This window comes from Paenarthrobacter sp. 4246 (assembly GCF_040546855.1).
In the GTDB taxonomy this organism is placed as follows: domain Bacteria; phylum Actinomycetota; class Actinomycetes; order Actinomycetales; family Micrococcaceae; genus Arthrobacter.
Window position 1 is genome coordinate 201,724 of sequence record NZ_JBEPOP010000007.1, and the last position, 14,033, is coordinate 215,756.

General features: G+C 64.7%; 15 protein-coding genes. 8 read left to right on the plus strand and 7 right to left on the minus strand.

The genetic code is table 11. The features are described 5' to 3' along the window. Nucleotides 1-8: 8 nt before the first annotated feature. Complete coding sequence (locus tag ABIE35_RS15080) at nt 9-659, plus strand: MBL fold metallo-hydrolase (protein ID WP_354516122.1); 651 nt, start codon at nt 9-11, stop codon at nt 657-659. A 150-nt stretch (nt 660-809) separates the two neighbouring features. On the opposite strand, the gene ABIE35_RS15085 is transcribed toward ABIE35_RS15080, so the two are convergent. Next, the gene (locus ABIE35_RS15085; RefSeq protein WP_354516124.1) at nt 810-2,531 is read right to left on the minus strand and encodes a DEAD/DEAH box helicase; all 1,722 of its coding nucleotides are present in this window, start codon (nt 2,529-2,531) and stop codon (nt 810-812) included. A gap of 423 nt (nt 2,532-2,954) precedes the next feature. Continuing rightward, nucleotides 2,955-4,373: an MFS transporter gene (locus ABIE35_RS15090; RefSeq protein ID WP_354516126.1), complete on the minus strand. Its 1,419-nt coding sequence runs from the start codon at nt 4,371-4,373 to the stop codon at nt 2,955-2,957. Nucleotides 4,374-4,439: 66 nt separating this feature from the next. Here ABIE35_RS15090 and soxR point away from each other — a divergent pair, with 66 nt between their 5' ends. Together soxR and ABIE35_RS15100 are read left to right on the plus strand one after the other, a co-directional pair. After that, entirely contained in the window at nt 4,440-4,925 is a 486-nt protein-coding gene (gene soxR, locus ABIE35_RS15095) for a redox-sensitive transcriptional activator SoxR (RefSeq protein WP_354516128.1), read from the plus strand. 15 nt (nt 4,926-4,940) lie between these two features. After that, a complete protein-coding gene (locus tag ABIE35_RS15100; RefSeq protein WP_354516129.1) occupies nt 4,941-5,684 on the plus strand; it encodes an SAM-dependent methyltransferase in 744 nt (247 codons plus the stop codon). Here the strand turns inward: ABIE35_RS15100 and ABIE35_RS15105 are convergent. Next, nucleotides 5,681-6,715, minus strand: coding sequence for an Lrp/AsnC family transcriptional regulator (locus ABIE35_RS15105; RefSeq protein ID WP_354516131.1), 1,035 nt, complete (start codon nt 6,713-6,715; stop codon nt 5,681-5,683). The genes ABIE35_RS15100 and ABIE35_RS15105 overlap by 4 nt on opposite strands. A 142-nt stretch (nt 6,716-6,857) precedes the next feature. Here ABIE35_RS15105 and ABIE35_RS15110 point away from each other — a divergent pair, with 142 nt between their 5' ends. Beyond that, on the plus strand, nt 6,858-8,075 hold the full coding sequence (locus ABIE35_RS15110) for a M20 metallopeptidase family protein (RefSeq protein WP_354516133.1): 1,218 nt from the start codon (nt 6,858-6,860) through the stop codon (nt 8,073-8,075). Nucleotides 8,076-8,111: 36 nt separating this feature from the next. After that, on the plus strand, nt 8,112-9,404 hold the full coding sequence (locus ABIE35_RS15115; RefSeq protein ID WP_354516135.1) for an MFS transporter: 1,293 nt from the start codon (nt 8,112-8,114) through the stop codon (nt 9,402-9,404). Between the two features lie 72 nt (nt 9,405-9,476). On the opposite strand, the gene ABIE35_RS15120 is transcribed toward ABIE35_RS15115, so the two are convergent. The 4 genes from ABIE35_RS15120 to ABIE35_RS15135 all read right to left on the minus strand — a co-directional run bounded on the left by ABIE35_RS15120 (nt 9,477) and on the right by ABIE35_RS15135 (nt 11,929). Next, nucleotides 9,477-10,754, minus strand: a complete 1,278-nt coding sequence (locus ABIE35_RS15120) for an MFS transporter (protein ID WP_354516137.1) — start codon at nt 10,752-10,754, stop codon at nt 9,477-9,479. A 70-nt stretch (nt 10,755-10,824) separates the two neighbouring features. Further along, nucleotides 10,825-11,385 carry a pyridoxamine 5'-phosphate oxidase family protein gene (locus ABIE35_RS15125; RefSeq protein WP_354516138.1) on the minus strand — a complete coding sequence of 187 codons (561 nt, stop codon included), beginning with the start codon at nt 11,383-11,385 and terminating at the stop codon, nt 10,825-10,827. Further along, complete coding sequence (locus ABIE35_RS15130) at nt 11,382-11,621, minus strand: DUF1272 domain-containing protein (RefSeq protein WP_354516139.1); 240 nt, start codon at nt 11,619-11,621, stop codon at nt 11,382-11,384. Before ABIE35_RS15130 ends, ABIE35_RS15125 begins: the two co-directional genes overlap by 4 nt. Further along, complete coding sequence (locus ABIE35_RS15135; protein WP_354516140.1) at nt 11,621-11,929, minus strand: hypothetical protein; 309 nt, start codon at nt 11,927-11,929, stop codon at nt 11,621-11,623. Before ABIE35_RS15135 ends, ABIE35_RS15130 begins: the two co-directional genes overlap by 1 nt. Before the next feature lie 287 nt (nt 11,930-12,216). Between ABIE35_RS15135 and trmB the strand changes: the two genes are divergently transcribed. The 3 genes from trmB to ABIE35_RS15150 are packed head-to-tail and all read left to right on the plus strand — an operon-like array spanning nt 12,217 to nt 14,032. Beyond that, nucleotides 12,217-13,122, plus strand: coding sequence for a tRNA (guanosine(46)-N7)-methyltransferase TrmB (gene trmB, locus ABIE35_RS15140; protein WP_354516142.1), 906 nt, complete (start codon nt 12,217-12,219; stop codon nt 13,120-13,122). Nucleotides 13,123-13,144: 22 nt separating this feature from the next. Further along, a complete protein-coding gene (locus tag ABIE35_RS15145) occupies nt 13,145-13,537 on the plus strand; it encodes a hypothetical protein (RefSeq protein ID WP_354516144.1) in 393 nt (130 codons plus the stop codon). Next, nucleotides 13,538-14,032 carry a type II toxin-antitoxin system RatA family toxin gene (locus ABIE35_RS15150; RefSeq protein ID WP_354516146.1) on the plus strand — a complete coding sequence of 165 codons (495 nt, stop codon included), beginning with the start codon at nt 13,538-13,540 and terminating at the stop codon, nt 14,030-14,032. Nucleotide 14,033: the final 1 nt, after the last annotated feature.

A 14,033-nucleotide genomic window follows, 5' to 3' on the forward strand; every position in this document is an offset into this window, starting at 1 on the left:
CTGGCACGATGGATTCGCTTATTCACTCATTGCGTGACGTCACCATTCGCAGCATCTCCGTCAGCGAGATGAACAACAACGTGTACCTGTTGACCTCGAAGTCCACGGGTGCGCAGTTGTTGATCGACGCCGCCGACGACCTTCCGGCCATTCAGCAGCTTCTCGAGGACAGTGCCGCGGACACGGCCACGAAGCCGAAACTGGTCCGGATTGCCACCACCCACCAGCACTGGGACCACGTCCGGGCGCTGAAGGAGCTGGTCGCCGTTACCGGTGCCAGCACTTCCGCAGGAGCGGACGACGCCGATGCGTTGCCTGTTCCGGTGGATGTCCGGCTTGGTCACGGCGACGTTGAGCGGTTTGACGACATCGAGATCACGGCAATCCACCTGCGTGGACACACCCCTGGCTCGATTGCTTTCGTGTACCAGGATCCGGACGGGCCGGCCCACATTTTCAGTGGGGACTCGTTGTTTCCGGGAGGCGTCGGCAACACGCAGAAAGATCCTGCACGCTTCACTTCACTGTTGAACGACGTGTCGGAACGACTGTTCGACGCCTATCCGGACGAAACCCTGGTGCACCCTGGCCATGGACTGCCCACAACACTCAGCGCCGAACGGCCACACCTTGAGGAGTGGCGCGCCCGGGGCTGGTAGCGCCTGGACTTGCGGGGCCTGCTCTGCGCTCCATTCCTTTCGGAAAGCGTGCAAAGCGGGCCTCTCAACGAGGGCACCTGGACTTGCGGGGCCTGCTCTGCGCACTATCCCTTACGGAAAGCGCGCAAAGCGGGCCTCACAACGAGGGGGTTAGCGGCCGCGACGCTCGTTGGACGCGGGAGCCGAAGCACGACGCGGGCCGCTGCGTGCCGGACGGCCTGCACCGGACCCGCCGCGACCGGAGTTGCCGGAGGCACCCGAACCGTAGGATCCGCCGGACGCAGCGCCCGTGGCGGAAGACCAAACGGCCTTGTTTCCACCGCTGCGGGTGCTCGTGGTGGACGCCGTGCGCGGAGCCGAAGCTGAGCGCTGGCCCGTAGCCGGACGACCACTGCGGCCGCTCTGACCCTGCGAGCCGGGAACATCGTTACGGTGAGTGGAAGCTGCCTTGCCGCGACCACGTGAGCTGCGGGCGACGTCGTCGTTCATTGCTGCGCGACGCTCAGCGCGGTTGACGTCCGTACGAACCGGTTCAGCCGCGACCTTGCCGCGTCCGTTGCGGCCGCCACGGCCACCAGCGGTGGGAGCAGCCTGAGTGGAACGGCGTGCGCGCTTGCGCTGGGCGTTGGCGCCGGTGGACGTGCCGCCACCCTGCGGAGCTTTCGCTGCGAGGAGTGCCGCACGGGTGCGGGGATCAACCTTGTCCGCGATGTCGCCCACGAGCTCGGCAACCAACGGGGAGTTGGCCGTGACGCGCTCAAAGTTGACGTCAACGCCGGCAGCCTTCATGAGCTTCTTGACGTCGCTCTGCTGCTCGGGGAGCGTCAGGGTGACAACGGTGCCATCGGATCCGGCGCGGGCCGTACGGCCTGAGCGGTGCAGGTACGCCTTGTGCTCTGTGGGCGGGTCCACGTGGATGACGAGTTCGACGTCGTCAACGTGCACGCCGCGGGCTGCGACGTCGGTGGCCACCAGGACGCGGACGTCACCGTTGGAGAACTCGGCAAGGTTACGGTCGCGGGCGTTCTGCGACAGGTTGCCGTGAAGGTCGACGGCGGGAATGCCGGCATCGGTGAGGGTCTTGGCAAGCTTGCGGGCGTGGTGCTTGGTCCGCATGAAGAGGACGCGGCGACCGGCACCGGAGGCCAGTTCAACGATGAGCTGCTTCTTGACGGTCTGGTCGTTGACCACCAGGACGTGGTGTTCCATGGTGGTGACAGCGGCCTGGGGATCGTCCACGGAGTGCGTCAGCGGGTTGGAAAGGTAACGGTTGACCAGCTTGTCAACACCGTTATCCAACGTCGCGGAGAAGAGCAGGCGCTGACCCTGGGTGGGGGTCATGTCCATGAGCTTCTTGACGACCGGGAGGAAGCCGAGGTCGGCCATGTGGTCTGCCTCGTCCAGCACGGTGACCTCAACGGCTTCGAGGGTCAGGATGCGCTGGCGGATCAGGTCTTCGAGGCGGCCCGGGCAGGCGATGACGATGTCGACGCCGGCGCGCAGCGCCTTTTCCTGGCGTGCCTGGGAGATGCCGCCGTAGATAACCGTGGTGTTCAGGCCCATGGCCTTGGCCAGCGGTTCAATGGTGGCGTTGATCTGGGTTGCCAGTTCACGCGTCGGTGCAAGGACGAGGCCCATGGGGCGTCCCGGCTTGCGGAAGTGCTTTGCTTCGCGCTCGGCCAAGCGGGCCACAAGCGGTATGGCGAAAGCGATGGTCTTGCCGGAACCGGTGCGGCCCCGACCCAGGACGTCGCGGCCTGCGAGCGTATCCGGGAGGGTCTTCACCTGGATGGGGAATGCCTCTTCGATGCCATCTGCGGCAAGAGACTCAGCAATGGGCTTGGGCGTGCCAAGGGCAGCAAAAGTAGTCATAAACTTCATGTCTTTCGGGCGGTGTCCAGTTGCGGACAACGGCCCCCGACGCCGGTTGGGCCAGGGGTTCGCCGAGGAAAAGTCAGGTGGTCTACCGATTCGCTTCAACAGCGGTGGCCGGGACCAAATAGAACGCGTTCATCGACGCAGGATGTGCCTCTCACATGAAAAATGCCCCGCCGCGCAGCCTTTCAGGCCACCTGCTTTAGGGCGTCACCGCACATCAAGTGTTCCCAGTCTAGCAGTGATCGGCGCGGAGCCTTGCATCGGGGCAGGTCGGCTCCCGTTGAGAGGCCCGCTTTACACGCTTCCGGGCTCGAATACCCCGCAGAGCAGGCCTCGCAACTCACCCACCCGGCGTTGCGAGGCCCGCTTTACACGCTTCCGGGCTCGAATACCGCGCAGAGCAGGCCTCACAACGAGTTAGGCGTGGCGCGAGAGCTCGGGTTTCGCGTCCAAGCCACCCATTCCACCGTCCGGAGATGCCACACGGGCGGCGACCCTCGGCGCGATCAGAACCCCGACGACGGCGATGACCGCCGTCAGTGCGAAGACCCCCGCAAACGAGTTCGTCGTCGTAAAGGCTGCGAAGACCAGTCCCGTGGCGGCGAGGGACAGCGCGCCACCCAGCGAGTCGGAGATGGACATGGCCGCACTGTTGAAGCCTTGGTTTTCCGGGGTGGACAGTGCCAATGTCATCACGGACAACCGCGGGTACATGAGGCCCATCCCAGCGCCCGCGAGGATCCAGCCGCCGATCGCCACGCCCGCAGGCAGGGCAAACGCAGCCGTCACCAGCGTGGAGATCACGGCAACCAGCACCAGCGCGGCCCCGATTTTCACGGCAAGATCGTCCGCGAGCCGAGCACCCAGCCGCCCCTGAACGGCGGAAGCCCCGGCCCAGGCGAGCGCGGCGCCGGTCAGGGTGAGTCCGGCAAACGTCGGCGTGAACGCGTAGCGCTCGGTCAGCAGGTACGGCAGGTACACCTCGGCCCCAAAGAACGCCGCCGACGCCAGCCCGCGAACCAGGATCACACTGGGCAACCCACGGCGCGCAGTCAGCGTCCCACGCGGTACCAGTGGGCGGACCGCCACCAGCGCCAGGACAAGCGCGACGACGGCAATCACCCCGCCCACGCCCGGCACCTCGGCGGACAGGTTCAGTCCGAGGACCCCGACGGCTGCGAGCGCAGCCCACCCCATGCGGCCGAACGCCCACGGGACGGGCTCGGCGACTGATTCCGAAGCGGGCCCGGATCCCATCCCCCGCACGGCCGGCACCACCATCAGCAAAGCCGGGACCACCAGCCCCACAACGCCCAGGAACACCCAGTGCCAGCTGCTCAATTGGGCCACGACACCTGCGGCGAACGGGCCAACCAAGGACGGAACTACCCAGGAGGCAGCGAAGGCGGCGAAGATCTTGGGATGCAGCGCGGGCGGGTACACGCGGGCCACCAATACGTAGAGGGCAACGGTCATCGCGCCACCACCGAGCCCTTGGACCAGCCGACCCAGCACCAGGATTTCCATGGTGCCGGCCATACCGGCAATCAGCAGTCCCGCTACGAACAACGCCACCGAGGAATACAGGGGCGCCGCCGGACCACGACGATCCGACCAGTTCCCCGCTGCCACCATGCCCATCACACCTGTTGCCAGCGGCCCGGCGAAGGCCAGTGCGTACAGGCTGGCTCCGTCGAGGTCGCGGCTCACCAGCGGCATGATGGTGGTAACTGCGAGGGACTCGAACGCGCTGAGGAATACCAGCGCGCAGGCGCCCACGGTGGCCAGCAAGTAGGGGCGGCTCAGGATCCCGGCCGTTGAGGTGTCAGAGGTCATGGTGGCTACCCTAGAACCTCAACTAATGTTGAGGTCAATCAACCGCCCTCCACCGGAAGCAATGTCATGTCGCAAGCCGCAAACCACCGGCCCCTCACCATCGGTGAGCTGTCCGAGCGAAGCGGAGTGTCGCCGTCGGCCCTTCACTTCTACGAACGCAACGGGCTCATCGAAGCCGAGCGGACGGCCGGCAACCAGCGGCGGTATCGCCGCGATACGCTACGGCGGGTCGCGTTCATCAAGACCTCCCAGCGGGTGGGCCTGCCGTTGAAGGACATCCGCGAAGCATTGGATTCCTTGCCCGACGGCCGGACCCCCACCAAGCGGGACTGGGCAAAGTTGTCGCTGCGGTGGCGCACGGAGCTCGACGAACGCATCGCCGCACTCCAGCACCTCCGCAACGACCTTGACGGGTGCATCGGCTGTGGCTGCCTGAGCCTGAAGTCATGCACGCTGCAGAACCCGTCGGACGAACTCGGCGCTTCAGGGACCGGGGCGCAGCGCTGGAGTTTGCCGAACCAGCAACAGGCATTGCCTTCTGCCCGCCCGTAGCGGCACGCTTGGCGTATGACTGAAAAGACGCACGACGGCGGCACTCCCCACAGCGATGAACCCACCGACGCCGGCACTCACCAGCACGGGCACCAGCACGAAGGCGCGCAGCAGGGCGGCCTGAACCTCCACGAGGACGCGGACAACGCCGTGGACATGTGGGACGGGATGTACCGGGAGCGGACCAAGGTCTGGAGCGGGAATCCCAACCCGCAACTGGTGGCAGAAGCCAAAAACCTGAAGCCCGGCCGGGCACTGGACCTTGGCTCCGGGGAAGGCGGTGACGCTATCTGGTTGGCCCGGCAAGGCTGGACCGTCACCGCTTTGGATGTGTCCGCCGTCGCGCTTGAACGGGCAGCTGCGCACGCAGCGGAAGCCGGCCAGACTGAGCGCATCACCTGGCAGCAACAGGACCTTGCCGAGTGGGAGCCGGAGCCGGTCTTCGATCTGGTCTCGGCCCAATTCCTGCACTCGCCCCTCCTGCCGTGGCGGGATTCCGTGGCATTGGCTGCGGCGGCGGTGGCACCGGGTGGCACGTTGTTGATCGTGGGTCATCACCCGCACGGCCTCCCGTCGTGGAGCCACCACCACGATTCCGGCATGTTCTTCACTCCTGAGCAGCTGGCGGGTGCCCTGAGGCTGGACCGCGAGCCATGGTTTGTCAACGTCCTCACGGACCGCGAGCGCACGGTCTCCGGCCCCAACGGTGAGTCCGGCAGCACCCTGGACACCGTCTTGAGGGCTACCAAGCACGCTTAGATACCGTCAGGCAGCAGCTCCCCGTAGGGCGGAACCACGTTGCCGGTGGCAGTCGAGTCCGGGTTCAGCATCCACCCGACACGCTTTGCCGTGTTCAGCATGACCACGCTCTCCACGAGTTCGATGCCCGGGATGCGCTGCTGGATGGTGAGTTCCATTTCCATAACCTCGGCGAGCGAGCGCAGCCACATGATCATGGTGAAGTTGGTCCGGCCTGTGGTGGAGGCGGCGAAACGGACATTGCGGATGGTGCGCATTTCCGTGGCTGCGGCTTGGTGCTCTCCTGCGGGAACGTTGGCGAACCATTGGACGGTGATGGGGAAGCCGGAGAATTGTTGGGCAACTTCGCAGCGGAAGGACAGCATACGGCTATTCAGGACCCTGCCCAGCTGCCGTTGGACGGTGGCGGGGTTTCTGCCCAAGGCCCGGGCGATTTCTGCTGCTGTGGCACGGCCGTCCCTGGCCAGGAACGGAATGAGCGCCAAGTGGTTTTCGGGGAGCGGGAGTACCGGGGCGTCGTGGGCTGATTGTGTTGATTCGGCTCCGGCGAGCGCCCTGATCGCTTGCTGTTCCGCTTTGCTGAGGACATTGAGCCGCCAGGCGTAACCGCTGGTGTGGATCCGCGTGCAGAGGGACGTGTGGTACTTGGTGAGCCCCCTGATCTCCTTGAGTTTGGGCAATACCTCGGTGCTGAACTGTCCCAGGTCCCGGGTGATGACGGTCAGCGTGAGGTCACGGTTGCTGGCCGCTTCTTCAACGGTGATGACCTCCGGGAGCTGGGCCACTGCGGAGGTTACGTCCGGCCTGAGGTGCATTTCGCAATCGATGTCCACCATGGCCAGGCACATGTCCTTGGGGTCGCCCATGAGGTGGGCGGTGGTCCATGCGGCACCGGCTCCTTTGAGGCGCTCCCATCGGGAGGCCAGTGTGGTGGCATGAACGCCCAGGACGTCGCCGGCGTCGGACCAGCTGATCCGGGGTGAGATCTGCAGGGTGTTGACCAGACGGAGGTCTTCCTCGCTGAGTTCCATAGGTACAGTCTGGCAGATTGATGCATTATTACTGCCTGGAAACAGTACTTGATGCATATTTTCAGTTGTTTCTGAGCTTGTGAAGCACGTCACCTCAGAATGGCATTAGCAACCAGTTACCTCGGAAAGACCAGGAGAACTCATGACTATCGTCGCTGATGCCAAGGAACTGCAGGAGGACATCGTCCGCCTGCGCCACGATCTTCACCGCGAACCGGAAATCGGCCTGCAGCTCCCCCGCACGCAGGAAAAAGTGCTCAAGGCGCTGGACGGTCTCCCGTACGAGATCACCTTGGGCAAGGAAACGACGTCGGTCACCGCAGTCCTGCGCGGCGGTGCGGCTCACGCCTCAGCTGAGAAGCCCGTGGTGTTGTTGCGGGCCGACATGGATGGGCTCCCTGTCCAGGAGACCACCGGCGTGGACTACACCTCCCGCGTCGATGGCGCGATGCACGCCTGCGGCCACGACCTCCACACCTCCATGCTGGCCGGCGCTGCCACGTTGCTGGCGGAGCGCCGGGATCAGTTGGCAGGGGACGTCATCCTCATGTTCCAGCCCGGCGAGGAGGGCTACGACGGCGCGAGCTACATGATCAAGGAAGGCGTCCTGGATGCAGCGGGCCGCCGCGCGGACACTGCCTACGGAATGCACGTGTTCTCTGCGCTGGAACCCCACGGCCAATTCGTCACCAAGCCGGGCGTCATGCTCAGTTCCTCAGCCGGCCTCGTTGTCACAGTACTGGGCGCAGGCGGCCACGGCTCAGCCCCGCACTCCGCCAAAGATCCTGTCACGGCAGCTGCCGAGATGGTCACTGCACTTCAGGTCATGGTCACGCGTCAATTCAACGTGTTTGATCCCGTGGTCCTCACCGTCGGCGTCCTGCACGCGGGCACAAAACGGAATGTCATCCCGGAGACCGCACGGATCGAAGCCACCATCAGGACCTTCTCAGAGGAGTCGCGGCGGAAGATGATGGAAGCAGTTCCCAGGCTGCTCCACGGCATCGCCGCAGCCCACGGTTTGGAGGCAGATGTGCACTACCAAGAGGAGTACCCCCTCACCATCAACGACGAGGACGAGACCAACACCGCGGAGAAGGTCATCGCCGGAATGTTCGGCGAATCCAGGTACAGCCGGATGGCCACTCCCCTGGGCGGTTCCGAGGACTTCTCCCGCGTCCTCGCCGAAGTCCCCGGCACGTTCGTGGGACTCAGCGCTGTTGCCCCCGGCGCCGACCACGCGACGTCGCCGTTCAACCACTCACCGTACGCAATGTTCGACGACGGCGTCCTCACCGACGGCGCGGCGCTGTACGCCGAACTCGCCGTATCCCGTATCGCCGCGCTCGCCGGCAACTAAGCCCACCTCCCAGCCCGCCCCACCTTGGAGAACCACATGACCGCCACCGTAGGAACGTCCCCCGACGTCAAGGTCCACAAGTCCCACATGCGTACACTCGTCGGAACCGGCATCGGCAACGCCGTTGAATGGTACGACTGGGCGATCTACGCGACGTTCTCGCCATTTATAGCCAGCGCCTTGTTCAGCCAGGCCGATCCCACATCAGCAGTGCTGTCCACCTTGGCGATCTTCGCCGTCGGGTTTGTTGCCCGCCCGTTTGGCGGCTTCGTGTTTGGCTGGATCGGCGACCGGATCGGCCGCAAGACCTCCATGACCGTGGCCGTTGCCCTCGGAGCGGTCGGCAGCCTCCTCATCGGCATCGCGCCGACATTCGCTGCCGTGGGCGCTTTCGCCTCGGTGATGCTCCTGATCGCCCGCCTTATCCAAGGCCTGGCGCACGGTGGTGAGCTGCCGTCGTCGCAGACTTACTTGTCTGAGATGGCACCCAAGGAACACCGGGGCTTCTGGGCTACCCTCATCTACACCTCCGGCACCGCAGGAATCCTGGCCGGCACGCTGCTTGGCGCCGTCCTGACCAACGTCCTGAGCAAGGATGACATGAGCGCCTGGGGTTGGCGCATCCCGTTCCTCATCGGTGGCGCCCTGGGTATCTACGCCTTGTTCATGCGGGCCAAGATGAAGGAAACCGAAGCGTTCGAGGCAGAGACTCCCACCGAGAAGCGCCTGCCGATCCTTCCGCAGATCATCAAGTACCGGAAGCAGGCCCTGCAGGTTATTGGTCTCACCGTTGGCCTGACGGTTGTGTACTACATCTGGGGTGTTGTGGCGCCGAGTTACGCCGCGACCTCGCTGAAAATGGACCGCGGTGAGGCACTCTGGGCAGGTGTGGTGGCCAACGTGGTGTTCATTGCCGCCCTGCCGTTCTGGGGAAAGCTGTCCGATCGCATTGGCCGCAAGCCGGTGATCATCGCTTCAGCCGCAGGTGCCGCACTCCTGCACTTCCCCATGACGTGGCTGCTCAAGGACTCGCCGTGGCAGCTCGCAGTGTCCATGTCCGTGATGCTGTTCTTCATCGCCGGCAGCGCTGCGATCGTTCCGGCCGTCTACGCGGAACTGTTCCCCACCCACATCCGCACCATCGGCGTCGGCGTCCCGTACTCCATCTGTGTCGCGGCTTTCGGTGGCACGGCTCCGTACCTGCAGACCTGGCTCGGCAGCATCGGGCAGGCGCAACTGTTCAATGTGTACGCCGTGATCCTGCTGCTGGTGGGCATCGCGTTCGCCTTCTCCATCCCGGAGACCAAGGGCAAGGATCTGACCGTCTAAGTTCCCTTTCGTTGCGAGGCCCGCTCTGCGCACTTCCCCGAGGTTTTGGGATGCAGAGTGGGCCTCACAACGTTAAACGAAGCGGTCGCGGCCGGCGCGGTATCCGAAGAACGCTGCCAGGCTCCCGACTACCAGGAACAGGATGCCGGCCGCTGCGAACCCACCCGTGGCTTGGTGCAACTGTCCTACCAACAGGGTGCCGACCGAGCCCACGCCGTAGCCAACTCCCTGCATCATTCCGGACAGGTGCGCGGCAGTGTGGGCGTCGCGGGTGCGGACCATGATCATGGTGAGGGCCACCGCGGTGAGTGATCCCTGCCCCAGCCCGTTGAGCCCGGTCCACACCCAGATCAGCTCCGTGGGGCCAAAGATGGTGAGCGCAAAGCCACCACCCGTCATCAGCGCCACCACCATGTTGATGATCCGCTGGTCTTTGAAGCGCGTGGCCAATGCAGGGGCAAACAGAGAGCCGAGCATCTGCAGCACGATCGACACCGAAACGATCAACCCGGCCGTTCCGCCGTCGATCCCCCTATCCCGAAGGATAGGCGCCATCCAGGCGAACACGCTGAACGACATCATGGCCTGCAGCACCATGAACATGGTCACCTGCCACGCCACCGCTGAACGCCACACGTTCACACCGCCGTGGACGGCGTGGTGCTTTACCGCCGGCTGGCGGATTGCCAGCGGCAGGAAAAGCAAAAGTACGACGGCGGCAGGCGCCGCCCAGAACCACAGCGCCGAGGTCCAGTGGCCGGTTGCCGTAAAGACCGGATACGTGAAGCCCGCACCGAGGGCGGCCGAAGCGCAGATCGCAGTGGTGTACAGGCCGCCCATCAGGCCCAGACGGTGCGGGAAGTCCCGTTTGACGACGCCCGGAAGGAGCACGTTGCACAAGGCTATGGCGGCTCCGCAGGCGGCGGTGCCCGCCAAGAGGGTGGGAAGGTGACCTGCCCCGGGGATCTCCAGGGGCCTCAGGAGCAACCCGAGCGTGAGGACGGCCATGGCACCCAGGAGCACACGCTCAGCGCCGAACCTGCGGGCCAGGATGGGGGCGAGTGGTGCGAAGACTCCCAGCAAGGTGACGGGCACGGTGGTGAGGACCACCAGCGACCAGCCCGGCAGAGCGGCGTCGGACGTTATTTCCGGGAGCACCGCGGAGAAGCTGGAGAAGACGGTGCGCAGGTTGAGTCCGATCAAAACCAGACAGATGCCGAGGTAGACCAAGCCGCGCTTTCCGCGGAGTTGGGTTGGGTCCGCTGCCGGCTCGTCGTCGATCTCGGCGTCCACTGCTATTGCAGGGAGGACTGATTTCTCTGGGTAGCCGGGCGTCTTGGAGGAGGTCACACGTCCTATTCTGTCAGCAGGCGATTACCGAGCCCCAGCCGGCGGCCAGTGCCCGGGATGTGACCGGATGTCAGGGGATGATTTCCTGTCCGCGCCAGTTGCTGCCGTCACGAGTGAACTGCCAGCGGATGTGAGGATCGCCTGAGAGGTCCAGCCAATCCAGATCCGTCATGTCGATTCTGATCCAGGCAAAACGCTCCATGGCCGTCGCATCGTCTCCCGGGCCATCCAGTGGCTGATCCGGGCGAGGAGAGCCCGGAACAAGCCGTGAGGCATAAAGGTGCCGGCTGCTCGGGCTGAACCGCTCCCAGGCCCGGCGTCGCTCGCTCTCATCGGTGACCACCTCAGCGTTACCCAGGATGCGCAGCTGAACCCCGCGGTTGTCGTCGTACAGAGTCAGTGCCACAAGCGGCTGGTGGCCCAATTCGGCAACCTTGCGGGACAGAACGTTGGTGGCAACCATGACCTGTCCGGCTGTTCGGTCAACAGCCCTGATGATGACCGCACGGACCCGTGGGCCTCCGTCCGGCCCTGTAGTACCCAGGAAACCGAGCGTAAATGGGGTGCGCCCCTCCGTGGCCGCCACCAAGGAACCGAGTGCCAGCTCCAGCGTCTCCGCGCTTGTGCTCATTTCCGGAGACAACCAGGAGACACAACCCGCGTGGTGCTGGCGGGATTGTTGACCAAAGCGGCCGCGAGACGGATGGGGCGCAGCTGGAGGTTCCCGCCGCAGTTCGGGCAGGACCTGCTGGGGAAGCGATCAACACAGTCCGGACACCACGTGCACTCAAAAGTGCAGATGTAAGCCTCGCCGGAGGGGAGGATGTCACGGTCGCAGCATTCACAATTCGGGCGGATCTCAAGCATCAGGCAACTCTACCCATAGGGCATGGCCAGCCCTTTCGCCACCGGGTTACCGTGTGCCCCCAGTGGATGGCCTCACCCAGGTTGTGGGTGTAACTGCCGGCACCGAGGATGTCCACCATGGACCCCCAGCCGGGTCCCCAGGTGTTGGCTCCTTCCCAGCCCCCACTACTGTTGGTGCGGTAGTGGTGCATGTACCCGTCGTAGTCGCGTCCAAGGACATCCACATTGCCATCGCCGGGATACAGGTGCAGATCACCTTCAGCGTCCCGGTGTTCCAGCCAGTGCCAACCACTGAACGGTCCTACCACCCGCCGGAACCATCCCCTGGCTAAAGGTACAGGTCGCCCTCGTCGTCCCTGCCGAGGACATCGTTGTTTCCGTCCCCGTCGAAGTCGCCCTCCGAGCGACGCCCGCCCGGCAGATCCCGTCACGAGCAGGCCAGCCAAGGCACCCGCCGTCGCCACCGTCCGGAAGACCTTGACCGGATTTTTCCTGCGTGTTGTGGAGAAGATCATTCGGGCTCATTCCTGCTGAAGTCCGGAACTGACGTTGGCAGCAGCGAACGTCCCGTCCGAACCAAAGTATTCTGGAAGCGATGAGTGAAACCCCAGATTCCCCGCGACCCGTCACGCCCGGTACCCAGGCCTCCTTCGGTACCTACGGCGGCCGGCCCGTCAGCTTTGTGCGTCGAGGCACCCGTCTGCAGGGCCGCAGGCAGGCAGCGTGGGAAGAGCACGCTGAGCGCTGGGCGATCCAGGTTCCGCGGCACGTCGCCAACACGTCCGTGCACCCGGACTACACCTTCGACGCCGAGGCCGTGTTTGGGCGCAAGGCACCCCTGATCGTGGAGATCGGTTCGGGTTTGGGCGACGCCGTGGTGCACGCGGCCGAGCAAAACCCGGACAAGGACTTCCTGGCCGTCGAGGTCTACACGCCCGGTCTGGCGAACACCATCATCAAGATCAACAGCCGTGGTCTGACCAACGTGCGTGTGGTGGAAGCCAACGCCCCCGAGGTCCTCGAGTCGATGCTCCCGGAGGGTTCGGTCAGCGAGCTTTGGGTGTTCTTCCCGGATCCGTGGCACAAGGCCCGGCACCACAAACGCCGGCTTATCCAGCCCGCTTTCGCCTCGGTCGCAGCCAAGGCACTCGAAAAGGGTGGCTACTGGCGCATTGCCACTGACTGGTCCAACTACGCGGTGCACGTGCGCGAAGTGCTGGCGGATTCCACTGAGTTCGAGAACATGCATGAAGGCGAGCGCAGCGGCGAAGAGAGCCCTCTCACGCAGGTGTGGCAATCCGGCGTCGAATCCGTGGTGGGCGGTGCGCCGGTCAGGGAAGGCCGCGCGCCCGTAAGCACCGAGCACACTGGCCCGAACGAGGGCGTGGACCAGGAAGGCGGTTGGGCTCCCCGGTTCGACGGCCGCATCCGGACCAGCTTTGAGAACAAAGCCCACGAGGCCGGGCGCATGATCTTCGACCTCACCTACCGCAAGATCTAGCCGAAGGACCTTTGGGGGAACCATGAGCTATCAGCCACCGGTGGACTATTACCAGCAACCCCAACGGACCAGCACCCGCGGCCTTGCCGCCGGGATCACCAGCATCATCGCAGCCGTGCTCTCGCCGATCGCGGCCGTGGTGAGCATCCCCTTGGGCATCGCAGCCGTCGCATCCGCCATGAGCCGTTACAACGAGGGCAACGATGCTTGGTGGTTTGGCGCGCTGGTGCTGGCGGGCGTTGCTGTGGTGCTGGCTGTCGTCGCCGTGGTGAGCGGGCTGATCGCCGTCTTCCGGGCCGGCCGCATGAACGCGGGACGCATCACGGGCATCATTGGTTTGGCGATCATGGCGATCAACATCTTTGGCATTGTCTTCATGGTGTTCCTGGTGCTCGGTTCAGGTCAGGGGTTCTAAATGCCACAGGTACGTGCCGAACGATTCATTCGCTTGGATCCGGAGACCGCCTTCGCTCTCTCCCAGACCACGGGCGCATTCCGGCTCCAATGGGACCCGTTCATCTCCGCCCAGGCTTTTCTGGACGGAGCCACGGCAGCCGGTAAAGGTGTGCGTACACGGACCGTCTCCCGCATCGGCCTGAAAATGGTCAGCGAATACGTCTCCTACACGCCGCCCCGAAACGTGGGCATGACCATGGTGTCCGGGCCATGGTTCTTCGAAAACTTCGGCGGTGGTTGGCGCTTTACCGAGGACGACGGCGGCACCCGGGCAGTCTGGAAGTACACCTTTTCATGCCGCCCGGCCCTGGTGAAGCCGTTGGCCGAGAGGATCGGAAGCTGGCTGCTGGGCCGCGAGATTGAACGCCGGATCGAGGCGTTCGCCAAGGCCTGCGAGGATCCTGCGCTGGTGGCCGAACTGCGCGCCCAGGGCACAGGGGTTACGGACCTCTAAG

Bases quoted from the DNA above. Each gene is read 5' to 3' on its own strand.
- ABIE35_RS15080 (WP_354516122.1), top strand. From the start codon at position 9: ATGGATTCGCTTATTCACTCATTGCGTGACGTCACCATTCGCAGCATC.
- ABIE35_RS15085 (WP_354516124.1), bottom strand. From the start codon at position 2,531: ATGACTACTTTTGCTGCCCTTGGCACGCCCAAGCCCATTGCTGAGTCT.
- ABIE35_RS15090 (WP_354516126.1), bottom strand. From the start codon at position 4,373: ATGACCTCTGACACCTCAACGGCCGGGATCCTGAGCCGCCCCTACTTG.
- soxR (WP_354516128.1), top strand. From the start codon at position 4,440: ATGTCGCAAGCCGCAAACCACCGGCCCCTCACCATCGGTGAGCTGTCC.
- ABIE35_RS15100 (WP_354516129.1), top strand. From the start codon at position 4,941: ATGACTGAAAAGACGCACGACGGCGGCACTCCCCACAGCGATGAACCC.
- ABIE35_RS15105 (WP_354516131.1), bottom strand. From the start codon at position 6,715: ATGGAACTCAGCGAGGAAGACCTCCGTCTGGTCAACACCCTGCAGATC.
- ABIE35_RS15110 (WP_354516133.1), top strand. From the start codon at position 6,858: ATGACTATCGTCGCTGATGCCAAGGAACTGCAGGAGGACATCGTCCGC.
- ABIE35_RS15115 (WP_354516135.1), top strand. From the start codon at position 8,112: ATGACCGCCACCGTAGGAACGTCCCCCGACGTCAAGGTCCACAAGTCC.
- ABIE35_RS15125 (WP_354516138.1), bottom strand. From the start codon at position 11,385: ATGAGCACAAGCGCGGAGACGCTGGAGCTGGCACTCGGTTCCTTGGTG.
- ABIE35_RS15130 (WP_354516139.1), bottom strand. From the start codon at position 11,621: ATGCTTGAGATCCGCCCGAATTGTGAATGCTGCGACCGTGACATCCTC.
- trmB (WP_354516142.1), top strand. From the start codon at position 12,217: ATGAGTGAAACCCCAGATTCCCCGCGACCCGTCACGCCCGGTACCCAG.
- ABIE35_RS15145 (WP_354516144.1), top strand. From the start codon at position 13,145: ATGAGCTATCAGCCACCGGTGGACTATTACCAGCAACCCCAACGGACC.
- ABIE35_RS15150 (WP_354516146.1), top strand. From the start codon at position 13,538: ATGCCACAGGTACGTGCCGAACGATTCATTCGCTTGGATCCGGAGACC.